This window comes from Lactococcus sp. AK05 (assembly GCF_041026685.1).
GTDB lineage: Bacteria > Bacillota > Bacilli > Lactobacillales > Streptococcaceae > Lactococcus > Lactococcus lactis.
The window spans coordinates 1-23,204 of sequence record NZ_JBFTEI010000012.1; the positions used below are offsets into that span (position 1 = coordinate 1).

22 protein-coding genes and 2 pseudogenes are annotated in these 23,204 nt (G+C 33.9%); 22 read left to right on the forward strand and 2 right to left on the reverse strand.

What is annotated here, in order from left to right; translation table 11 throughout:
- From AB6B24_RS11995 to AB6B24_RS12040, 10 genes and pseudogenes are all read left to right on the forward strand, one after another.
- A pseudogene (locus AB6B24_RS11995) lies at positions 1 to 392 on the forward strand (hypothetical protein); the annotation flags it as partial.
- A 94-nt stretch (positions 393 to 486) separates the two neighbouring features.
- Positions 487 to 1,434: a glycosyltransferase family A protein gene (locus AB6B24_RS12000; protein ID WP_311802823.1), complete on the forward strand. Its 948-nt coding sequence runs from the start codon at positions 487 to 489 to the stop codon at positions 1,432 to 1,434.
- Between the two features lie 148 nt (positions 1,435 to 1,582).
- Positions 1,583 to 4,495 (forward strand): hypothetical protein, encoded by a 2,913-nt coding sequence (locus AB6B24_RS12005; RefSeq protein WP_369164786.1) that lies wholly within the window; start codon positions 1,583 to 1,585, stop codon positions 4,493 to 4,495.
- A gap of 42 nt (positions 4,496 to 4,537) precedes the next feature.
- Positions 4,538 to 4,852, forward strand: a complete 315-nt coding sequence (locus AB6B24_RS12010; RefSeq protein ID WP_369164787.1) for a hypothetical protein — start codon at positions 4,538 to 4,540, stop codon at positions 4,850 to 4,852.
- A gap of 40 nt (positions 4,853 to 4,892) precedes the next feature.
- Positions 4,893 to 6,413: an accessory Sec system glycosyltransferase Asp1 gene (gene asp1, locus AB6B24_RS12015; RefSeq protein WP_311802820.1), complete on the forward strand. Its 1,521-nt coding sequence runs from the start codon at positions 4,893 to 4,895 to the stop codon at positions 6,411 to 6,413.
- A gap of 22 nt (positions 6,414 to 6,435) precedes the next feature.
- Positions 6,436 to 8,061, forward strand: coding sequence for an accessory Sec system glycosyltransferase Asp1 (gene asp1, locus AB6B24_RS12020; RefSeq protein ID WP_153241560.1), 1,626 nt, complete (start codon positions 6,436 to 6,438; stop codon positions 8,059 to 8,061).
- A gap of 214 nt (positions 8,062 to 8,275) precedes the next feature.
- Positions 8,276 to 8,896 carry a GntR family transcriptional regulator gene (locus AB6B24_RS12025; RefSeq protein WP_003130442.1) on the forward strand — a complete coding sequence of 207 codons (621 nt, stop codon included), beginning with the start codon at positions 8,276 to 8,278 and terminating at the stop codon, positions 8,894 to 8,896.
- 211 nt (positions 8,897 to 9,107) lie between these two features.
- Positions 9,108 to 10,334 carry a glycine betaine/L-proline ABC transporter ATP-binding protein gene (locus tag AB6B24_RS12030; protein ID WP_003130443.1) on the forward strand — a complete coding sequence of 409 codons (1,227 nt, stop codon included), beginning with the start codon at positions 9,108 to 9,110 and terminating at the stop codon, positions 10,332 to 10,334.
- Positions 10,331 to 12,052 carry an ABC transporter permease/substrate binding protein gene (locus AB6B24_RS12035; RefSeq protein ID WP_047205947.1) on the forward strand — a complete coding sequence of 574 codons (1,722 nt, stop codon included), beginning with the start codon at positions 10,331 to 10,333 and terminating at the stop codon, positions 12,050 to 12,052. Before AB6B24_RS12030 ends, AB6B24_RS12035 begins: the two co-directional genes overlap by 4 nt.
- Positions 12,053 to 12,243: 191 nt before the next feature.
- The gene (locus AB6B24_RS12040) at positions 12,244 to 12,414 is read left to right on the forward strand and encodes a DUF3042 family protein (RefSeq protein WP_021722758.1); all 171 of its coding nucleotides are present in this window, start codon (positions 12,244 to 12,246) and stop codon (positions 12,412 to 12,414) included.
- A gap of 48 nt (positions 12,415 to 12,462) precedes the next feature.
- Here AB6B24_RS12040 and AB6B24_RS12045 read toward each other — a convergent pair whose 3' ends face one another.
- Positions 12,463 to 13,029 carry a TetR/AcrR family transcriptional regulator gene (locus tag AB6B24_RS12045; RefSeq protein WP_153241562.1) on the reverse strand — a complete coding sequence of 189 codons (567 nt, stop codon included), beginning with the start codon at positions 13,027 to 13,029 and terminating at the stop codon, positions 12,463 to 12,465.
- A 271-nt stretch (positions 13,030 to 13,300) separates the two neighbouring features.
- On the opposite strand from AB6B24_RS12045, the gene AB6B24_RS12050 reads away from it, so the two are divergent.
- The 5 genes from AB6B24_RS12050 (at position 13,301) to psiE (ending at position 17,252) form a co-directional block, all read left to right on the forward strand.
- On the forward strand, positions 13,301 to 14,620 hold the full coding sequence (locus tag AB6B24_RS12050) for a DUF3440 domain-containing protein (protein WP_311802827.1): 1,320 nt from the start codon (positions 13,301 to 13,303) through the stop codon (positions 14,618 to 14,620).
- Positions 14,602 to 15,144, forward strand: coding sequence for a ParB/RepB/Spo0J family partition protein (locus AB6B24_RS12055; RefSeq protein ID WP_003130454.1), 543 nt, complete (start codon positions 14,602 to 14,604; stop codon positions 15,142 to 15,144). The genes AB6B24_RS12050 and AB6B24_RS12055 overlap by 19 nt, the downstream gene beginning before the upstream one ends.
- A gap of 80 nt (positions 15,145 to 15,224) precedes the next feature.
- Positions 15,225 to 15,530, forward strand: coding sequence for a helix-turn-helix transcriptional regulator (locus AB6B24_RS12060; protein WP_311802816.1), 306 nt, complete (start codon positions 15,225 to 15,227; stop codon positions 15,528 to 15,530).
- A 292-nt stretch (positions 15,531 to 15,822) separates the two neighbouring features.
- Positions 15,823 to 16,767: a cation diffusion facilitator family transporter gene (locus AB6B24_RS12065; protein WP_311802815.1), complete on the forward strand. Its 945-nt coding sequence runs from the start codon at positions 15,823 to 15,825 to the stop codon at positions 16,765 to 16,767.
- A 53-nt stretch (positions 16,768 to 16,820) separates the two neighbouring features.
- The gene (gene psiE, locus AB6B24_RS12070) at positions 16,821 to 17,252 is read left to right on the forward strand and encodes a phosphate-starvation-inducible protein PsiE (protein WP_010905975.1); all 432 of its coding nucleotides are present in this window, start codon (positions 16,821 to 16,823) and stop codon (positions 17,250 to 17,252) included.
- Between the two features lie 67 nt (positions 17,253 to 17,319).
- Here the strand turns inward: psiE and coaA are convergent, their stop codons facing one another.
- Positions 17,320 to 18,240 (reverse strand): type I pantothenate kinase, encoded by a 921-nt coding sequence (coaA, locus tag AB6B24_RS12075; protein WP_017864671.1) that lies wholly within the window; start codon positions 18,238 to 18,240, stop codon positions 17,320 to 17,322.
- Between the two features lie 187 nt (positions 18,241 to 18,427).
- Here coaA and AB6B24_RS12080 point away from each other — a divergent pair, with 187 nt between their 5' ends.
- The 7 genes and pseudogenes from AB6B24_RS12080 to AB6B24_RS12110 form a co-directional block, all read left to right on the forward strand.
- A complete protein-coding gene (locus tag AB6B24_RS12080) occupies positions 18,428 to 19,030 on the forward strand; it encodes a class I SAM-dependent methyltransferase (RefSeq protein WP_015426615.1) in 603 nt (200 codons plus the stop codon).
- Positions 19,031 to 19,060: 30 nt separating this feature from the next.
- The gene (locus tag AB6B24_RS12085; RefSeq protein ID WP_146978089.1) at positions 19,061 to 20,353 is read left to right on the forward strand and encodes a pyrimidine-nucleoside phosphorylase; all 1,293 of its coding nucleotides are present in this window, start codon (positions 19,061 to 19,063) and stop codon (positions 20,351 to 20,353) included.
- A 1-nt stretch (position 20,354) separates the two neighbouring features.
- Positions 20,355 to 20,543, forward strand: coding sequence for a hypothetical protein (locus AB6B24_RS12090; RefSeq protein ID WP_047205979.1), 189 nt, complete (start codon positions 20,355 to 20,357; stop codon positions 20,541 to 20,543).
- Positions 20,544 to 20,555: 12 nt separating this feature from the next.
- Positions 20,556 to 21,218, forward strand: a complete 663-nt coding sequence (gene deoC, locus AB6B24_RS12095) for a deoxyribose-phosphate aldolase (RefSeq protein ID WP_311802814.1) — start codon at positions 20,556 to 20,558, stop codon at positions 21,216 to 21,218.
- Complete coding sequence (locus AB6B24_RS12100; RefSeq protein ID WP_003130469.1) at positions 21,205 to 21,597, forward strand: cytidine deaminase; 393 nt, start codon at positions 21,205 to 21,207, stop codon at positions 21,595 to 21,597. The genes deoC and AB6B24_RS12100 overlap by 14 nt, the downstream gene beginning before the upstream one ends.
- A 258-nt stretch (positions 21,598 to 21,855) precedes the next feature.
- Entirely contained in the window at positions 21,856 to 22,908 is a 1,053-nt protein-coding gene (locus tag AB6B24_RS12105) for a BMP family protein (RefSeq protein ID WP_012898057.1), read from the forward strand.
- Between the two features lie 191 nt (positions 22,909 to 23,099).
- Positions 23,100 to 23,204: pseudogene (locus AB6B24_RS12110) on the forward strand (GntR family transcriptional regulator); the annotation flags it as partial.

Genomic DNA, 23,204 nt, shown 5'->3' on the forward strand with positions numbered 1-23,204 from the left:
GTAAGGTTAAACCAAATGGTCCAACTATTTTAAACCCAGATGGAAGCATTACGCTCCCTGGCGGTGGTACAGTTCAAACGCCTGGAGGAACTATTGATCTTCCTGAAGGTACTGTTATTGACCCAGATGGCACAATTCATCTTCCAAACGGTGAAATAATTAATCCAGATGGCACCATTATCGGTAAAAATACTAAATTAAATACTTCTAATAAGACTCAAAATTCAACATTGACTCCTCTTGGAACTCCTGTTGGAATCGGCACAAGTAATACTACATTACCAAAAACTTGCGATGATTCTTTAAGTAGTGCAGAAGCGTTAGTTTTAGGATTTGGTACCTTACTTGGTGTACTCACTCTTACTGAGGTAAAACGTCGTAAAGAAAATTAATTTGCTTATGATTATAGCAGATAGTTTATGAACGCAAATTAAAAATTTAAAAGATTATGCCATTGAAAATCATAAAGGGAAGAAACTAAAAAATATGAAAAAAGTAAGTATTATCATTCCTTTCAAGGGGCAGACGGAATCGGAACTAATGCTTCCGTTAGCATCTATTTATAATCAGATTGGAATTGATCTTTCACAACTGGATGTCCATCTTGTTAATGATGGGGGAGAACCCATTAATTTAAAAAAGTTTGATGTTTTAGCAGACAAACTTGAAATTAATTATCATGAAATACCAAGTAGTGGGCCGGGTATAGCTAGGCAGTACGGTATAGATCATTCTAAGAGTGAATACGTTATGTTTATTGATGCTGATGATGTTCTCTATTATGTGGGTGCATTATGGCCGTTTTATAATGCGGCTAATCAAGGCCATCAAATGATATTGGCAGGTTATTGGGAACAAGTTGCTGGAAATCCCTACACCTACATCGTTCACAATAATAAGGATGTTAAAGCTGTTTACGGAAAGTGGTATAAACGTACTTACTTAGAAATGATAAATTTAAGATTTTTGGTTGATTTACCAATTTATGAAGATACTTATTTTGTTGGTTTGGCTTGTATACTATCAACTGATAAATGTTACCTTGAAGAAGTCGTTTACATGTGGTTATGTAATCCTAAATCCATTACAAGAAATTCTGAAAATATGTTTAATTATCAAGCTCATATTTGGGCAAGAGAAAACAGGCATTGGTTTGAAATGATTCGTAAATGGAAGCCTGAAAGGTTACAATCTGATTTTGAAAACTATTTAACAGATATGTATTTGAAATCCCAAAAATTTTCGCCAATAGATGAGGAAAAATGGTTAAAGGAACAGCGTATACTGATCGAAAATGTTTCTGATATTTTCTCTGGCTGGACTCCAGAACTTCAAAAACAGGTTAATGAGAAAAGCGCCGATATTAATAATCAGTGGTATGGAATTAATACTGATGGTTTTAAGGAGTGGATAGCTCAAACTCTTCCCTGGTAACATAAAGGATTTTTAAAAGTTAAGTTAATCTTTTGAAACGAATCCTTTCCAATTTTAGGCGGATAGATAAAAATATCTATCTGCCTAATGTTATTATTTATTATTATTATTTTTTAAACTTTATTTATTAGAGAGGTTGGGTTCGTTAATGAAGAAACAAGGCAGACAACTTAATATTTTGAATAGTTTGTTCTTGAAAAATTCGAAAGAGCAAAAATCGTCGTCAAGGGAGATTCCTGACAGTCAAATTGAATTGAAAGCTAGTAAAGAATTAGGAGTGGCAATACGGCAAAAGGAAGTGAGTAATATGGTGGGAAGGAGTAACTATTCTTCAGAATTGAGAACACACAAACAACTACTTGAAAAATATCTACAACATTCAGAAAGATACTTTAATGATTTAGCTGAATATAAAAAAGGTTATCTAATATTAAATCGTAATTTGGAAGATTTTAATCAACTTTCTCAAAAGATGACTAATAAAAAAGAAAAATATACTTCTGAAATGGTCAAATACGAAGGAATAAAACAAAAGTATGAACAAAGCCTTAAGGAATATCAAGAAATCACTGAAGAATATGAAAATATTATTCAAGATAGAGAAGTGGTTCAAAGAAAGTTTGAAGAACACTCTATAGCTCTGAAAAAAATTAACGATGAGGTACAAGAGTTAATTGATAAAAAGTCTGAAAAAAACGATATTTTTGTTGAGTTAAAGGGTAAATTGGTGATAGAGAGAGAAGTATTTAAAGCAACACAAAGTCGTTTGAACGGGATTGTCTCTGTCTATGAGTTACTTAAAAAAATTTATCAGGAAAAGAAAGAAACTTTTGAAGAATCCCGTAAGAAATATCACCATGCAAATACCATAAAAAATGATTGGGAGATGCTAGTCAAAGATTTTGAAAAAACTAAAGCTAATAAACAGAAATTCGAGCAAAACCTTCAATCTATTGATAAAAAAATAAAGAATACAGAAGAAGAAGCAAAAACCTCAAAAGAAATTTATAGTTTTGTTGAGCCTTCTTTGGCAGCAATGGAAGAAAAATATAAAGAACACAAAAAAAACTATGAAGCAGTAGCTATAGCTTATAATATTTCCAAAAAAAGCTATGATGCAGAATATGCTAAGTATGCTGAGCTTAAAGAAAATCTTGAGGAAATGAATGGTTTAAAAAATCCGAGTAAGACTGTCATTGGTTATATCACCCGTGACAGGGATGTTGCCAAAAGTAGGGTTGATAGTTTAGCGAAAGATTTTTATCCTTTGGAAGAAAAGTTCAAATTACAAAAAAGTGTTTTTGAGCAAATTAGTGCTAGCTATGAACTGGTGAAGAAGCTGGTTGATGAGAAAAAAGATAAGTCAAAAGTTTATAATGATTCCTTAAGCCAAACATTGGCTGCTCAGAAAAAAATTACAATGGTTTTAGAAGTTTTAAAATCAAAATATGGGATTCTTAACCACCAACGGGGACAATCACAAGAAGCATTTAAAGTTATTTCTCAGGAATACGATAAACTCGAACGAGAATTCCTAAAAGAGCAAACGTCCTTCAAAAATATAAAAGATGATTATATAGCTTTTGAAACTCGGTATAACTCCACTAAAGAATCTTATGATACTGCCAAAGAAAAGCTTGCTCAAAGTGAGGAAAATCTTGAAATTGTTAAAAAAGCATATTCTGATGTTGCAGGTCTTCTCAGAATTGCAACGGCAAATAAAGAATCTATTCTAGCAAACTATAAAGAATCTGAAAAAGAACTCAAGAAGTTGACAGGCATAAAAGATGGACTAAAGTTTGAATTAGAAGATAATTTCTCAGCTTTAGAGGATACTTACCAAAATGGTGAGCAACTTTATTTACGACTAAAGGAACAGTCAAAAAATTGGCATGACGAATATCCTCAGTATAATAGTTTATATAAAAAAATATTACCTGAGTATACAAAGATGAATAACCAACTCGAAAAGCTAAATCAACAATACAAAGTTATTTATAATGATTATCAAATTTTAGATAAATCTAGAGAGGTTGCTCAAATACAATATCAAGAAGAAATGAAAAAATATAATTCCAATCAGGAATTATATAATCGATTGAGTCAAGAATTTAATCATTGTTTAGATTTAAGAAATATTGTTCTAAAAAAAGATAACGACTTTGAAACTGCTTTACATAATTTGAATCAATTTATCTTTAAAAATGATATGTTTACTTTCCCAATTAATGAAGCAACCGGTTTTAATTTTATAGATGAATTTAATATTCCTGAAATTGAGGTCAATGAATCATCAATAAAATTAACAAGGAAGTTCGAACTATCGCAATGGACAGAAACATTTCAAGGGTTTTATTCTCAAGCTGAGGTAATAGCTAAGGATCTTGTTAAAGCATTGGCGGAATATCAAAAACAGGTTTCAATTTTTATACAACTTGGAGGGAAAAGACTTATTGATTTGGGAAATAGTGATATAGCTTATCGTGGAACAAACATTGAAAGCTACTTAAATAGGCTATTAACCAACTTCAAGGAGTGGCAGATAGAATATGAAAATAGAGAGCAGGTTTTCGCCTTATTAGTTAAAGATTATCGTCAATATTTGGATGAATCAATTAAATTAAATGAGAACATTGCTAAAATGTCAGATTCTAAGACTGGTTTGCAAGAAATTGTGAATGCAATTAATTCACTTCCAAATTACATGGATATTTATAGTGCTTCTTACCGCAATGTTGAAGTGTTGGCGAATAGTCTTGGGACTGAGGTTTCAGACTTAACACATTTACAAAGTGTTGATGAATTAAAAGTGACAATTCATAAAGTTTATCTTGAGCATATTCAAGCTTTGATTGATGAAAACCTAGAAGATACAATTACACATTTTACCAAAATTCGTTCCAGTTACGATCAAAGTATTAGTAATTTAAGAAAACGATTGGATTCAATGGAAAAAATGACAGGTATTCCGACAAGAAAAATTGTAATAGAAAGCTCCCTACCAAATGATCTTGATTTAAAAACCTACTTTAAGAGTGCATTAGATGATAATGTAAAATAATTACTTTCTACGATTACTGGAAGTTCATCATTTATTAATAGCGTGAAAAAAGTTAATCAATTTAAACGAGTTCAAAATCTCTTATCTGTTAATGAAGGAGGAAGTGCAATTGTTCTTCCAGAAGTACCAATTAATTTTAATCCAAAGGAACTAGAATTTTCACTTGTAATAGCTAGCGTAAAAAATATTGAAGCTCCGAATAAGGTAGAAAAGTTGATTTCTTCTTATCCAACACCAGAACAACCAGATATTCTCAGCGAGAAACCAAGTTTTATCGAAGATATTCTTGAAATAGAGAAAATAGAAAAGCAACACCAAAACATAGAAAAAAATGAAGCGCTAAAAGCTCTTGCTTAATATCAATTTTAATAATATATCTAACTGAAAGGTATTGATAATGAATTATTTTGTAAATGAGAATATTTTTACCCTGAATTCTGGGACAGAATTTTCAGCGATTAAACGATTGAAAATGTTCAAAAATCATCGTGTTGAAGCTAAAATTTTGACAAGAAATTACAATCCTCAACTCTCTGGAGATTTAAAGAGGGTAGGTTTAACTCATGATGATGTCTTAAATATGTATGATTATTTTCAAGAAGTAATAAATGTTCCTGAAAAAGATGTTGATGTGCGTTACACAGACAAGATAAATAAAAGAGAATATCATATTGAAGGAATTGATGCTAATGAATCACTGATTAAGCATGCTGGAAAAACGATTGCTAAAGTAATGATTGCACCAGCGACAGTTGGATTAGTTGGTTCAATGGAATATAATGATTCGATGAATCATGTAGTAGCTAAAGATATTTGGGATCGTAGAGGTTTTCTTTCTTCTACACAATACTTTCATCCAGACGGAACTCAAGGGCCGCAAATCTTTTTTGATATCAATGGAACTCCAAAATTGGAAATCATACATATGAATATTCAAGGGGTTCTAAATCCAACAATGTATAAATTATTAAATTATAAAGGTAAGAATAGACGATTTAATCGAGAAGAAGAACTTTTTACTTTTTTCATGAATGAGTTAGCAAGCCAAGAAGCAAGTGTATTTATAAATGATCGACCATCACTCATTCCCGCCGTTGCAGGTGTGGAAGGTGCAGTAGGAAAATGGCAATTTTTACATAATTCTCATTCAAAAAATAATCAGCAAGCAGGAGCATCAAGATTAGTAGTAGATTATCTTAATGATTTATTTACTGTGTATAAAGATAATTTTGATGGGTTAATTGTTGCTACTAAGCAACAAAAAGATGAAATTACTAAATTTTATGATTTTAAGCAGGTCATATCTTTAACTGATACTTTTGCTAAAAAAGTTAAAAAATCAGCTTATCGAAATAAAAATAAGATTATTTATGTTGGGCGTTTATCATCAGAGAAAAAACCAGCTGATGTTGTAGAAATTTTCGCGAATGTTTATCGCAGATTACCGGAAACAAGCCTTGATTTTTATGGCTATTCATCTCCTTCAGAGATTCAAAAAGATTTAGAAAAACTTGTAGAAACTAATAATTTAAAAAATGTTGTTAACTTTAAAGGTTACCAATCAGAGGAAGCGCTAGAAACTGCTTTAAATAATGCAGGACTTTTACTTAACACTTCGGAAGGAGAAGCCTTTGGGATGAGCGTTTTAGAGGCTTTAAATCATGGGGTGCCAGTTGTAGCATATAAGGTTAAGTATGGGCTGACTGAACAGATAGAGAATGGAGAAAATGGGTACCTCGTTCCGTATGGGGCGATTCAAACTGCTGCTGACTCTATTGTAGAAATTATTCAATCAAAAGCAAATTGGGACAAGTTTTCTCGCTCTGCTTACGAAATGGCAAAAGAGTATAGCGAAGAAGCTGTTTGGGGGCAGTGGCTTAATGAGAAGATTATTGCTGATAATTTATTCATAAGATAATCAAATATAGGAATGGGGAATCATGTTATTTTTTATTAACTCAACATTTAATCAAAAAAATTCTGGGATAGAGCATGCACAGCTTAAACGTGCAGCATTATTTCGAAAAAATAATGAGGCTTTTAAACTTGTTTTTCGAGAATGGAATCCTAATATTCATCGTTTTTTAGGTGAAGTAGGCATCTCCGATTCAGAAACTTTATGTATGTTTGATTATTTTCAGAAAGCAGAACTTGTAGAGGAAAAAGTCCTCCATGTTGAAGATTTAGATTTTGGAGTCGATTCTTTAACTTATAATAAGGAACCTAATCAATTTAGATATCTTGTCTTTCAAGGACAACAACTTATTGCTCGTGTTCGATATTTTGGCGAAGATCCTCTTGAACGAGTAAGTGCTGTAGAATTTTTCGATGGGTTTGGAAATCTTTATCGAGTTGACTTTTATGATTTTCGAGGTTTTTTGAGTTTAAGTCAATGGTATACACCTGATAACAAGATTGGCACAGAAGTTTGGATGGATATCAACGGCAAGCCAGTGTTGGAAACTTTTAATAAATATGATGGAAATCACAAGTATACCAAAAGTGGTTGGCGTCTGAATGGTGCTGATGGGGCAATTTATAATTTCACTAATATTGATGAGTTAACGCTCCATTTTCTTAATTTATTAAACGAAGAGTATTGGCAAGATGATAAAGCAAATATTTTTATCATGGATCGAACACATTTGGCGGATTGGGCTTTATTGAACTTGGATCGTCCTGCCTATACGGTTCTTCATTTGCATAACTCACATGCTGGTGATGCTCAAGAGCCGATGCACTCGGTTATGAATAACTTTTATGAATTTGGATTAATGAATTTAAATGGTTACGATGCGATTGTTTCAGCAACAGAAAAACAAACACTTGATGTTTCAAAACGATTTAATCCTCAAAGCAAATTATTTACTATTCCTGTTGGAGTTGTTCCAAATGAAGTTTTTTCAGAAAAGCGAATTGATATGAAGGAGCGTAAAGTGCATAGCGTTTTAGTTACTGCACGTGTTGCTCCTGAAAAACGAATTGATCATATCATTAGGGCGATAGGGATTGCAAGACAAACTGTTCCAGATATTACACTAGATTTTTATGGTTATGTTGATCATCGAGATGATGATTCAGCACAAAAGGCCATTAATGCTGCGATAAAAGAATATCATATGGAAGAAGCAGTGCATCAATTTGAGTATGCTAATAATGTTGGGGAGCTGCAAAAAGAGTTCCAAGTCTATGCCCTAGCTTCAATCATGGAAGGTTTTAATTTATCTCTCATGGAGGCAATAAGCCATGGGATGGTTGGGGTTACTTATGATGTAAACTATGGACCAAATGAGTTGATAGTGGATGGAGAAAATGGTTTTGTTGTTCCTTATGAGGGAATTCAAGAAATGGCTGACCGCTTAGTTGAACTGTTTACTCAGGAAGATAAACTACAAAAAATGTCTACTCAGTCTTATGAATTAGCTAGACGTTATTCTGAAGAAAATGTCTGGAAAGCTTGGCAAGCTCTCATTAACGATGCAAACAAAAAGAATATTGCTTATCGTTCTCCGATTACAGAGGGAATAGGGGATCAAAGGATTTACTCTACAAAAAAATCTAAGTAGAAAAGGAAAAGTTATAACAATTGTTGTTATAGCTTCTTTTTGTTAAAAATTTCAGCTAAAAAAGGGTTATGAAATATATATTTGGTTTAGAGGTTTGAGAAAACTTACTAAATGGTATAGATTGAAAAATAAATGATAAAGCGCTATAATATGAAAGAATTTCATTTTGTTCAGGTAAAATAGATTTTTAATGACTTGTGATGAGGAGAATTAGATGCGCATAGCGAGACAACCAAGATATCAGCAGATTGCATTACAAATTGCTGAAAGAATTGTACGTAATGAACTTAAAGTTGGGCAAAAAATATACGCTCGTTCAACTCTTGCAACAACTTTTGCTGTCTCACCCGAAACGGCACGTAAAGCAATCAATGTTCTAAGTGACTTGGGAATAGTTGACCCTGTTCATGGGAGCGGTGTGAATATTGCTTCAAAGCAAAAGGCACAGGAATATCTGGCTCAATATCAAGAAGTGGAAACAATGCAAGATTTACGGACACAAATCATGCAGAGTGTGGAGAGTCAGAGGAGAGAATTAGCTAATTTTTCATCCATCTTGGATAAATTGGTTGACCAAACTGAGCATTTTCAAAAAATAAACCCTTTAACTCCTATTGAATTTGAACTGGAAAAAGACTCTGAAAAGTTCGGACTGAGCCTAGGAGAAATGAATCTTTGGCAAAATACAGGGGCGACAGTTGTTGCCATTTTACAAAATGCAGAATTAATTGTTTCGCCAGGACCATACGCAACATTAAATCAAGGGGATACCTTATATTTTGTGGGTGCTTCTGATACAGGACAAATTGTCCAAAATTTCTTTTATGGCAACTAAGACATCGTTTACAAAATGATGCCTTTTTTTTAAGCTTAAGTTTAGTTATTTGACATAGTGACTACATATTGTTATTATTGAGTGGTCACTTTAAATGAGAAAATCACTTGCGTAACTTAAAACTTCTAATTATTAATTAACCTATTTATTTAGAATTTATACTTCTAAAAATGTTTTAAGCTTCCCTGTGTTAGAGTAAAGGAGAGTTATTTTGCCAGTAAAAATAAAAATTGAACATTTAACTAAAATTTTTGGCAAACGGATTAAAACCGCATTAACAATGGTTGAAAAAGGTGAGCCTAAAAATGAAATTTTGAAAAAAACCGGTGCAACTGTAGGGGTTTATGATACAAATTTTGAAATCAATGAGGGTGAGATTTTTGTCATCATGGGTCTATCTGGTTCAGGTAAATCAACTTTGTTGCGTTTGCTTAATCGATTGATTGAACCAACGAGCGGAAAAATATTTATTGACAACCAAGATGTTGCTACATTGAATAAAGAAGATTTGCTTCAAGTTCGCCGTAAAACAATGAGTATGGTTTTCCAAAATTTTGGTCTATTTCCACATCGAACAATTTTAGAAAATACCGAGTATGGTTTGGAAGTTCAAAATGTACCAAAGGAAGAACGTCGCAAACGCGCGGAGAAGGCCTTAGATAATGCAAACTTGTTAGACTTTAAAGATCAGTATCCTAAACAATTATCTGGTGGGATGCAACAACGGGTTGGGCTTGCGCGTGCCTTAGCTAATGACCCAGAGATTTTGCTTATGGATGAAGCTTTCTCTGCTCTTGACCCTTTGATTCGTCGCGAAATGCAAGATGAGCTACTTGAACTTCAAGCAAAATTTCAAAAAACAATTATCTTTGTTTCTCATGATTTGAACGAAGCCCTTCGTATTGGTGACCGCATCGCAATCATGAAAGATGGTAAAATCATGCAAATTGGTACTGGTGAGGAAATCTTGACCAATCCAGCAAATGATTATGTTAAAACTTTCGTAGAAGATGTAGATCGTGCAAAAGTTATTACAGCAGAAAACATCATGATTCCAGCTTTAACTACTAATATTGATGTTGATGGACCTAGCGTTGCCTTGAAGAAGATGAAGACTGAAGAAGTCAGCTCTCTAATGGCTGTTGACAAAAAACGTCAATTCCGTGGTGTTGTTACGAGTGAACAAGCCATTGCTGCTAGAAAAAATAATCAACCATTAAAAGATGTGATGACTACAGATGTCGGAACAGTTTCTAAAGAAATGCTTGTAAGAGATATCTTGCCAATTATCTATGATGCCCCAACGCCTTTAGCAGTTGTTGATGATAATGGATTCCTTAAGGGTGTATTGATTCGAGGAAGTGTTTTAGAGGCCTTAGCTGATATTCCTGATGAGGACGAAGTAGAGGAGATTGAAAAAGAGGAGGAGAATAAATGATTGATTTAGCTATTGGACAAGTCCCCTTAGCAAACTGGGTGTCATCGGCAACAGATTGGATTACTAGTACTTTTAGTTCAGGATTTGATGTGATTCAAAAATCAGGAACGGTATTGATGAATGGTATTACAGGTGCTTTAACTGCTGTTCCATTCTGGCTGATGATTGTTGTTGTTACTATCCTTGCCATTTTGGTTTCAGGAAAAAAAATTGCCTTTCCTTTATTCACTTTCATTGGTCTTTCTTTAATTGCTAATCAGGGCTTATGGTCAGATCTAATGAGTACAATCACACTTGTCTTACTTTCAAGTTTATTGTCAATCATAATTGGAGTTCCTTTAGGGATTTGGATGGCCAAATCTGATTTAGTGGCTAAGATCGTTCAACCGATTTTGGACTTTATGCAAACAATGCCCGGTTTCGTTTATTTGATTCCAGCGGTTGCATTCTTTGGAATTGGAGTTGTTCCTGGGGTATTTGCCTCTGTTATCTTTGCACTCCCACCAACAGTCAGAATGACTAACTTGGGAATTCGTCAAGTTTCAACAGAATTAGTTGAAGCGGCAGATTCATTTGGTTCAACTGCCCGTCAAAAGCTCTTTAAATTGGAATTTCCTTTGGCTAAAGGAACGATTATGGCCGGCGTTAACCAAACGATTATGTTAGCTCTTTCTATGGTCGTTATCGCTTCTATGATTGGGGCGCCTGGCTTAGGTCGTGGTGTACTTGCAGCCGTTCAATCAGCTGATATTGGTAAAGGGTTTGTAAGTGGAATTTCATTAGTTATTTTGGCTATTATTATTGACCGCTTTACACAAAAACTTAATGTTTCTCCTCTTGAAAAACAGGGAAATCCTACAGTTAAAAAATGGAAACGTGGAATTGCCTTAGTTTCATTGTTAGCTTTAATTGTTGGGGCCTTTTCAGGAATGTCTTTTGGGAAAACAGCCTCTGATAAAAAAGTTGACTTAGTTTATATGAACTGGGATTCAGAAGTTGCATCAATCAATGTTTTGACTCAAGCGATGAAAGAACATGGCTTTGATGTAAAAACGACAGCTTTAGATAATGCGGTGGCTTGGCAAACAGTAGCCAATGGTCAAGCAGATGGAATGGTTTCTGCTTGGTTGCCAAATACGCATAAAACACAATGGCAAAAATATGGTAAATCTGTTGATTTGTTAGGTCCTAACCTTAAAGGGGCTAAAGTTGGTTTTGTTGTTCCAAGTTATATGAATGTTAATTCAATTGAAGATTTAACAAATCAAGCGAATAAGACAATCACAGGTATTGAACCAGGTGCAGGTGTAATGGCTGCGAGTGAAAAAACGCTTAATAGCTATGATAATCTTAAAGATTGGAAACTTGTTCCTTCATCATCAGGTGCTATGACTGTAGCTCTTGGTGAAGCAATCAAACAACATAAAGATATTGTCATTACTGGTTGGTCACCTCATTGGATGTTTAACAAATATGATTTGAAATATTTGGCTGATCCAAAAGGAACAATGGGAACTTCAGAAAATATTAATACCATTGTTCGTAAAGGTTTGAAGAAAGAAAATCCAGAAGCTTATAAAGTTTTAGATAAGTTTAATTGGACAACTAAGGATATGGAAGCTGTTATGCTTGATATTCAAAATGGTAAAACACCAGAAGAAGCTGCCAAAAATTGGATTAAAGATCATCAAAAAGAAGTTGATAAATGGTTTAAATAATCAACGAAGATTTAGAGTTAATGAAAACTTTCTAGCATTATAGTTAGAAGGTTTTTTATTATTTCATTCTAAGTTTATTATTTTTAGATTTATAACATTTATGTTAAAATGATTTTGTAGAGTCGAATGAGGAAATTTTACTAAAGTTTTATTATTTGGCTGTTTATCTATAAAACTAGGAGGAGAGACAAATGAATCGTACATTTATTAAAGGCTTTTTGGCAGGGAATGCACTTTTGATAGCTGGACTTGCTGCCACTGCTATTGGCATTAAAACAAAAGTTATCAATCCTATCAAGAAAAAAGAAGAACAAATTGAAATGGGTAGAAAACGAGCAGCCAGAAAACGGATTGCGCCCTAAGCATGAAAATATGATAATAAAAACGTAAATCTGTGGATTTACGTTTTTTTATTTTATTCCTTTAAAAATAAGTTGATTGATAGAAGCATTCATGAAAAACATGAATTTTGGGCGGAACTTGTCTAAATGGATCGGGATGTCAGCTTCTAGCCAAAGGGTTAGAACGGTAATGAGTTGAGCATTAAAATATTTTAGAAGTTCTTGAGCTGTAAAATAATTTGCTAAACCATGTTCTTTTATAAGAAAGTTAAAACGTTTTTCAGCCCATTTCCAAGTTCTATCACTTACTGGTTCAATTAAACGAAAAGGAAGTTGAGAGCTGTAGATAATATGCGCTTCTTCTTTATGTTGCCAAAGAACTGGGAGTAAAATATCGGCAAGAAGTTCAAGAGAAACCTCTTCACATTTATATTGGAGTAAGCGTTCATTGACCTCATCGACAATATTTAGGTAGATATATTCGACAATAGCGGGAACCCCTGCTTTAAAATTCCGTTTGATGGTTGCTCGAGTGATATGTGACCGTTTTGAAATTTCCTCAATAGTCAATTTTTCGTTTTCTGAGGCGATATTTAAGAGAGTGCGAATAATGATTTCTTTCGTATCTTTTGTCATGATGCTTCTATTTATACTTGGAGGAGTATAAAATCCTTTCTCTTTGAACTTATTCTTTAAAAAGTCAATAATTAAAAATAATCTATTTTGGATAATTATTTTACTATTTTCAATAGTATATCATTATTTTATTAAGAAATTAATTGTTTTGATTACTTTTTAATTTGATAAAAACTTTTACAAAATCTTTGCTTTTTTGTAATATATAATTGTTGATAGTTTTGACATAGCGCTGTGAAAAATAAAATCAATAATGGAAAGGAAAGACGAGGTGAAAGTTTATCAAAATGAAAATGTTTATGAAGCATTTAATCATAGATTAGATTATATTTGTAGTTATTTTGACCACCTGATTATTTCTTTTTCTGGCGGTAAGGATTCGGGTTTGATGTTGGAATTGGTTCGTCTTTATTATGAAAGTCATGATTGGATGAAAAAAGGGATAAAAGTTTCTGTTTTTTATTTGGATTATGAGGGAAATTATCAAGAAACTAAAGATTATATTGAACGTTCAATGGGAAAATATCCAGAATTTGATTACTATCACGTCTGTCTTCCTGTATCGGCTTCTTGTGGAATTTCGATGTCACAATCAACTTGGTTGCCTTGGGACCCAGAACATCATGAACTTTGGTTGAATTCAATTCCTCCAGAAGCTATTTGTTTAGAAAATCAAGAATTTCCATTTTTTAAAGTTGGAATGTCTGATTATGAGTTTCAAAGTAAGTTTTGCCAATGGCTTCATCGAGAAAAAGAGGTCGTACGAACGGCTGTTTTGGTGGGAATTCGTGCTCAGGAAAGTTTAAATCGTTATAATGCGGTGACGCGCGAGGAGACTTTTTCTCGTTTTGGAACGACTAATTATAGCCATCGTATTAGTCAAGATGTCTTCAATTTTTATCCAATGTATGATTGGTTATTTGAAGATATCTGGCGAGCTAATGCTAAATTTGAGCTTGATTATAATCATCTTTATGATTTGTACTATCAGGCGGGAGTTCCTTATAAATCAATGAGGGTTGCTAATCCTTTCCATCAGTGTGGAGTGCATTCATTAAAACTCTATCAGGCTTTAGAACCAGCAACTTGGGGAAAATTAGTTGGTCGTGTTAATGGAGCAAATTTTGCAGCGCTTTATGGTGGAACTGCAGCAATGGGTTACCGTGGAGCTGTGCTCCCTAAAGGACATACTTGGAAATCTTATGTTGAATTTTTACTTGAGACATTGCCAGAGGAAACTCGAAAGGTTTATCGTAAAAAATTTAAATCTTCAATGGATTATTGGATGAAAACTGGTGGAGCTTTACCAGAAAATGTGATTGATGAGTTAGAGGAGCTTGGCTCGGACTTTGAACGTTTGGGTCCACCAACAAATAAGCGCAAATATAAGCAAAGATACGAAGTGATTCGCTTTAAAGATTATCCGGACGATGTGCCAATTAAAAATTTTAGGTTGGTTCCTTCATACAAACGCATGTGTATCACGATTTTAAAGAATGATACTTCTTGTCAGTATATGGGGTTTGGTCAAACAAAGGATGAATTACAGAAAAAACAAGAGGCAATGGAAAAATGGGAGACATTTTTATAAGTCCAGCTTATGATATCAGGCGAGTACCAATTGAGAAGATTAGAGCAAATGCTTATAATCCAAATCGAACAGCACCTCCTGAATTTCAACTACTTGAACGGTCGATTTTGGAAGATGGTTATACAATGCCTATCGTTTGTTATTACGATAAAGAACAGGATTTTTATGAAATTGTGGATGGTTTTCATCGTTATCTTGTCATGAAAAATTCTGAAGAAATTGCTAAACGAGAAGGAAATTGTTTACCTGTGTCGATTATTGATCGCCCACTTGAAGATAGAATTGCTAGTACCATTCGACATAATCGTGCTAGAGGCACACATTCAATCGAATTGATGACAGAAATTGTTCAACAATTGGTAGAATCGGGGTTGAGTGACCAGTGGATTATGAAACATATTGGAATGGATAAAGAAGAGTTGCTTCGTCTAAAACAGTTGAGTGGTTTGGCTTCACTTTTCCAAAATCAGGAATTTTCTCGGGCTTGGAATTGGGAAGAGGATGAAGAAATCAGTGAAGAGTGAATTTGAATGTTTCTTTGAATTTATTTTATTCACTTATTGAAAACTTATCTATAAAAAATTAAAAAAGAAGGATTATTATTATGGAACATGAATATTTGTTTGTTTACTCAAGATTAAAGTTGTTGATTAAAGATGCTCATAAATCTTTTAATCAAGTTGAGCGGGAACTTGGTTATCCTCGGAATACTTTGAAAAATTATAAGTATAAGAAAAAACCGAGTGTTGGTCGTGTTTTTGAGCTGGCAAATTATTTTAATGTGTCAATTGAATTTTTGTTAGGAATCGAAGAAAAAGACAATAAAAATAGTTTAGCTTACCGTTTAGAAAAATTGAATCGTGAGAAAAAAGAACTTGAAATTTTGATTTTAGAGGGTCAAAAAGAATAAGAAGTTTTAGAAATAATTTTTCACTAAAACATTAGCGTTAAGGGATTGACACTTTTTTGTAAATGTTGTATTATTGTTCTAGTTGAATGAATATTAATTACTGAAATTTATTTGACGTCTTTTCTTACATAGTATTAGGGAATGGATTTTGATGATTTATTCTCTTAGAGGTTCTTTCTTTGTAGGAAGAGCCTTTTAGTTTTCTTTATTTTTGACTTAAAAGTTACAAATTAAATCTTAAATAAGGGCTTATGTTATAATTAAGATATATTGAATAGGAAATGAGAGAGTTATGGAAGAGAAAAAATCTTCAGGGATGTTTGCGGTTTTTGCGGCACTTGGGGCTAATGTTCTGGTTGCAATCAGTAAGTTTATTGGATTTGGTTTATCTGGCTCAGCAGCGATGCTTAATGAAAGTATTCACTCAGTGGTGGATTGTGGGAATCAGATTTTACTTTTGTTTGGCGACCGTCGTTCAAGACAAGCGAGCACTAATCTCCATCAATTTGGCGAAGCTAGGGCAAAATATTTCTTTAGTATGATAGTGGCAACATTCCTTTTTTTTGGTGGGGGTGTCATTGGTGTAATGGAGGCCTATGATAAGTTGGTTCATCCAGCACACAGTGTTGAAAATGCGGGCATTGTTGTTGGAATTTTGTTGATTGGGATGGCAATTGAAGGGTCATCATTAAGAGTGGCTTTTAAAGAAATTAGCGAATTGAATACAGAGAAATTACCAATCTTTAATTTTTTGCATGAAAGTCGTCACAGTGAAATTTTAGTTATTTTTGCTGAGGATTTATGCGCAATTATTGGTTTACTTTTAGCGCTTTTAGGAACTGTCTTAACGATGGTGACGGGCAATCCTGTTTTTGATGCAATTAGTGGGTTGTTGATTGGTTTCTTGCTTATGGCAGCTGCGATTTTCTTGACAAGAGAATTTTATAGTTTAATTGTTGGTGAACGTGTGACAGATAGTGATTTAGAAAAGATTTTGACAGCTTTTGAGCGTCCTGAAGTAGAACGAGTAATTAATGTTAAAACGGTTCACCTTGGCCCAACAGAGATTTTGATTGCAGCAAAAATTGATTTGGTGAGTCAACTTGTCTTAGAAGATTATGAAATCATTAATCAAATTGAAGCGGAAATCAGAAAAAAAATTAGTGATAAGAAGTGCTATATTTATATTGAAATTGACGAATTCGTTCAGGGCTATGTCCAATCTTCAGATTTATAAGCCTAATTTACTGACAGAAATATTTTAAAGATGAGAGAAGAAGGAGAGCGCCTATGAAAAATTTTTTTAATCATATTGAACTGAAATTTGCTAATCTATTATCGAAAATTAGTTTTATGTTGCTTATGGTAGTAGGGCTTTTGATGGTTTATTTTCTATTTAGAGAAGTTTATAATCTTGTTTTACTTGCTTTTCTTTCTGAGAGTGAGGTTCATTATTACGATATTTTGGAAAGTATTCTCTCCTTCTTTATCTTCTTTGAATTTTTAACTTTGATTATCACTTCATTGAGAAATAAAGGACATGTGTCATTAATTTTCCTCTTATCACTCGGGATTACTTCACTGATTCGACTGTTGTTAACCTATCATGAACGATTGGTTGGAGTATTATTGATTGCTAGTGCTATTCTGATATTAATTATTGGTGTCTTTGTCTTAAAGAAATTTGTTTTTCCAAATGATGATACAGCAGATTATTTCTAATCTTGTCTGACAGTTCTGTCAGTAAAATTGAAGACAAAAAATACTGACAGATTTGTCAGTATTTTTTTTAGAATTTTTTCAGGTAAATTTTGTCAATATAGTGATTTTCTGTTTTGTGAAGAATAATTTCTGCCCGATTTCTTGTGGGCTCAATATATTCTCTGAGATTGACACGATTGACACGTGCCCATGTTTCACGGGCTAGATTGATTACTTTATCTTCTGGCATTTTTGTAAATTGATGATAGAAGTTTGTCTGGTCATATTTAGCTAATTTTAAAAGGCTGTCAAAACGTTCGAGGTACCATTTTTCAATGAGTTTTTCGTCAGCATCGACATAAATTGAAAAATCGTAAAAATCACTGATATAAAGCAGTTGATTTTGTGGATTTTGAAGCACATTAATTCCTTCTACAATAAGAATATCAGGGCTGTCAATGATTTGACTTTGGTTAGGCAAAATATCGTAAGTTTCATGTGAGTAAATCGGAACTTCAAATTTTTCACCATTTTTGACGTGATAAAGAAAACTTGTTAATTTTTCCATATCATAGCTTTCAGGAAAACCTTTGCGGTCGAGAATCCCCATATTTTTTAAATCATTAGTCGTGTACAAAAATCCGTCGGTTGTCACTAAATCAACGGTTAATTTTGGAAAAGCACGTGAAAGGAGAAGCTGGAGAAGTCTTGCGGTTGTTGATTTTCCAACGGCGACTGAGCCAGAAATCCCAATGATGAGTGGGGGAGTTTTGACAATTTTTTGTAGGAAAAGTCCCTTAGAGTAACTCATGTCTTCTAAATTTTTTTTATATAAGCGAAGAAGATGAATCAGTGGTAAATAGACGTCCTCCACATCTTGTAAGCTGATTTCATCATTGAGTGAGCGGATTGACTCTAACTCATCATGAGTTAAGGGAGCAATCGAAGTATTATAAAGATTTTGCCATGTTTTTCGGCTAATTTCGTCAAAATTAATGAATTCATTCATGACAAATATTTTACCATATTTTTGGCTTATCAAGGTAAAAAAACTAATAAATCTGTAAGCGTATTAAATAAGTTACTGACAAGATTTTTACACTTCTGTCAGTAAAAGTGTAAGAGATTACAAAATAAGTAGAAGTTCTAAAAATTTTTTTAAGATAAAAAAGGGCTTTTATGTTAAAATAAAATTAATGGTTAAAACAAATATGTATTATGAAGACAATCAAGATTTATCACATGACTTCCAGACCTTAACAGTTGAATTATTAGGTCAGTCAATGCGTTTTAAAACGGATCGTGGTGTCTTTTCAAAAAATGGAATTGATTATGGTTCTCGTGTTTTATTAGAAAACTATCAACCTGAAAGTGCAAAAAGTCTTTTAGATGTTGGGTGTGGTTATGGAACATTAGGGTTAACCTTAGCTAAAAAGTTTGATTTAGATGTGACAATGGTTGATGTCAATAGTCGGGCACTTGATTTATGCCGTCAAAACGCGATTGACAATGCTGTCAGTAATAGTAAAATTGAACTTTCAAATATTTATGAGTCTGTCAGTGAAAAATATGATGCGATTATCTCAAATCCGCCAATTAGGGCCGGTAAAGAAGTGGTCCATGAAATTTTAGCTGGTGCTTTTGGTCACTTAAATGATGGAGGGCATTTGACGATTGTTATCCAAAAGAAACAGGGTGCCCCGTCTGCTCAAAAGAAAATGGAAGAAGTATTTGGTAATTGTCAGCTTGTAGCCAGAGATAAAGGATACTTTATTTTAAGAAGTTATAAAAATATATAATTATTGATAAGATAAAACGAGGAGGAGCCTATGACCTATCGGATGGTTGATCTCATTCAAAAGAAAAGAGATGGTGGTGAATTTAGCCAAGCTGAAATCGATTGGATGATTGAAAATTATGTCAAAGGAATCGTGCCAGACTATCAAATGTCAGCACTTGCGATGGCAATTTATTTTAAAGGGATGACAACAGAAGAAACTGCTCATCTCACGATGGCAATGGTTCATTCAGGAAAAGAATTCGATTTGACTGATATTGCCGGAATCAAGGTTGATAAACATTCTACTGGTGGAGTGGGTGATAAAGTAACACTTATTTTAGCTCCGCTTGTAGCGTCATTTGGGGTTCCTGTTGCGAAAATGTCTGGTCGTGGGCTTGGACATACGGGAGGAACTTTGGACAAATTGGAGTCAATTCCTGGCTTCAAATTTGAAAAAACGGAAAAAGAATTTATTGATCAGGTCAAAGAAACAGGAATTGCCATAATTGGGCAATCCGATGAACTTGTTAAAGCCGATAAATTACTCTACGCTCTTCGAGACGTCACAGCAACTGTTGATATTATTCCTTTAATTGCTAGTTCTGTCATGTCCAAAAAAATTGCCGCGGGCTCTGATGCCATTCTACTAGATGTAACTGTAGGGGATGGGGCTTTTATGAAGTCGGTTGAAGATGCTCGCCTTCTTGCTCAAACAATGGTTGACCTTGGGAAATCTGTAGGACGAGAAACCGTCGCTGTCATCACAAATATGAGTCAACCTCTTGGTTTTGCTATCGGAAATCGAAATGAAATGACTGAAGCAGTTCATACTCTACAAGGAAAAGCGCCAAAGGAATTCCAAGAATTTATTGCGGAACTTGCCCAAATTATGCTGCAACTTGCGGGACTTGAAAAATCAATTCCTGAAATTTTAGAACATTTTACTAATGGCTTAGCTTACGGAAAATTTGTTGAAATGGTCAAGGCCCAAGGTGGTGACCCAACTGCCTTTGACTATTTGACAGCTCCTCTTCAAGTAAAATATCAAGTGGAAATTAAAGCAGATAAATCAGGATTTATTAGTGAAGAAAAAGCCTTAGGAATTGGTCTTCTTGCTATGAAATTAGGAGCAGGACGTGCAACTAAGACTGATGATATTGATTTTGAAGCAGGTGTTACTCTGACGAAAAAGGTAGGAGATAAAGTGAATGCCGGTGAAGTCATTGCTCAGCTTTATTCTAACCGCGAAATTACTGACGAATTAGTTGCTGAATTTAATGACAGTTTGGTCATTAGTGATCAACAAGTTCATCAAAAAGAAATTCTAGAAATTATCAGATAAGATGAAAAATGATTTAAAAATCCCAACACCTGTCATGGCCCTGCAAGTCATCTTGTCAGCTTTGGCTGGAGCAGCGACCAAATTGTACTTACAAAATTTGGGTTGGCTTATTCAACTTATTGCTTTTATCATTATCTTCGTTGTAGTCTATCTCATCGTTGGAATAATTTACTTAAGATTAAAAAAATAGAAAGAACATAAAATGCAAATTAATAAATATATTGACCATACTATTCTTAAAGCCGATGCTCCAAAATCTAAAGTTCAACAAATAATTGATGAAGCAAAAAAATATGATTTCATGAGCGTTTGTATTAACCCAACATGGGTAAATTATGCCAGCCAAGAACTTAAAGACTCCGACGTTAAAGTATGTACAGTTATTGGTTTTCCTTTAGGTGCTAATACTTCTGAACTCAAAGCTTTTGAAGCTAAAAACGCTATTGAAAATGGTGCTGATGAAATTGACATGGTCATTAATATTGGTGCAGCCAAATCTAAGGATTGGGATCTTGTTGAGTCAGATATTGCAGCTGTCAACGCAGTAAAAGGTGATAAAATTCTTAAAGTTATCATTGAAACAAGCCTTTTAACTGACGATGAAAAGATTAAAGCTTGCCAAATTGCTAAAGCAGTTGGTGCTGATTTTGTCAAAACTTCAACAGGCTTCTCAACAGGTGGAGCAACTGTTCAGGATGTAAAATTAATGCGTCAAACGGTTGGCCCAGATATGGGAGTTAAGGCTTCTGGTGGGGTTCATAATCTTGAAGAAGCAAAAGCAATGATTGATGCTGGTGCAACACGTCTTGGTGTTTCGGCTGGTGTTGCAATTATGGAAGGTCTGACTTCAAATGACAACTACTAAAAAAATGATTGCTGCCGCACGCGAAGCGGCGAGTTTGGCATATGTTCCTTACTCTCATTTTCCTGTAGGAGCAGCTTTTCATACAACTGATGGTCGAATTATCACAGGTTGTAATATTGAAAATGCTAGTTTTGGACTTTCTAATTGTGCTGAACGAACAGCTATTTTTAAAGCAATATCAGAAGGCCTGAAAGATTTTGATGCTCTTTATGTATTCGGAGAAACAGAAGAACCTATTAGTCCTTGTGGTGCTTGTAGACAAGTTATTGCAGAATTTTGTCCAGCAGATATGCCAGTTTTTTTGATTTCTAAAAATGATAATGTAAAAGAAACTTCAGTTGAGGAACTTTTACCATATTCTTTCAAAAATCTTGATTAAAATAAAATTGATATGCTATCAACAGGTAGCATATTAATTTGTAACCAAAGTAAGCGCTTTAACTTTTTTCTTTTAAAAAACGTAAAAATGGTAATTACTGATAAATATGAATAATTCTTAGTAATTGATAGGTTATTTCCGAACATTTAGCGAGAAAAAGGGATATTCAGCTTATTTGGACTTGCAAAAAGACTAAATATATCTTAAAATAGTCTTAAGCTATATTTAGCCAAACAAAACTCGGAGGATACCCTTTCCATGAAAAAACGTGTAATCGCAGTTAGTGCTCTCGCACTTGCATCAGTCGCAGTCCTTGCAGGATGCCGTTCACATGACGCAGCCGGATCAGGTAAAGCAAAAACTGACCTTAAAGCAGCAATCGTCACCGATACTGGTGGTGTAAACGACCGTTCATTTAACCAATCCGCTTGGGAAGGTCTTCAAAGCTGGGGGAAAGAAAATAACCTGAAAAAAGGTACAGGATACACTTATTTCCAATCTAACTCTGCTTCAGATTATACAACTAACTATAACTCTGCGGAACAACAAGGCTACAAACTTTTGTTTGGTATCGGATTCTCTTTACAAGATGCAACATCAGCTGCAGCAAAAAATAATCCTAAATCTAACTTTGTAATCGTTGACTCAGTCATCAAAGACCAAAAAAATGTGGCATCAGCAACTTTTGCTGATAACGAAAGTGCCTACCTTGCTGGTGTAGCTGCCGCAAAAGCAACTAAGACTAACAAAATTGGTTTCATCGGTGGAATGCAATCAGATGTTATTACACGTTTTGAAAAAGGTTATGAAGCTGGAGCTAAATCTGTAAATCCAGATATTAAAGTTGATGTTCAATATGCGGGATCTTTCTCTGACGCGGCCAAGGGTAAAACAATTGCTGCAGCTATGTACGGTGCTGGTGATGACGTAGTTTATCAATGTGCTGGTGGTGTAGGAACTGGTGTCTTCAGTGAAGCTAAAGCATTGAACTCAACTAAGAATGAGGCTGACAAAGTTTGGGTTATCGGTGTTGACCAAGACCAAGAATATCTTGGAAAATACAAATCTAAAGACGGTAAAGATTCTAACTTTGTACTTGTATCAACAATCAAAGAAGTTGGTAATGTTGTAAAAGATATCGCTGACAAGACTAAAGATGGTAAATTCCCTGGTGGAACAATCGTTACTTATGACCTTAAAAATGGTGGGGTTAACTTAGGACTTGACAGTGCAAATTCAGAAATCAAAGATGCAGTTGCTAAAGCAAAAGCAGATATTATTGATGGAAAAATCACTGTTCCTTCAAAATAATTGAATACTGATAAAAGATAAAAAAGAGTTAGTTATATTAACTAATTCTTTTTTTATAGATTAAAAGCTAATAGAAGATAAGATTTGCGATTATTTTAAATGTTCTTTATTTGTAAGTCATATGAACTGTGATATAATGGTAGACAGATATTAAAGTGGTATATATTGTTATTATTTAGTTAGGGGGAACTATGGCAAGAAAATCAGTACCGAATTATGTAAAAATACATGATGCCTTAAAAGATGAAGTTGAAAAAGGCATCTGGAAAATTGGACAACGTCTTCCAAGCGAACGT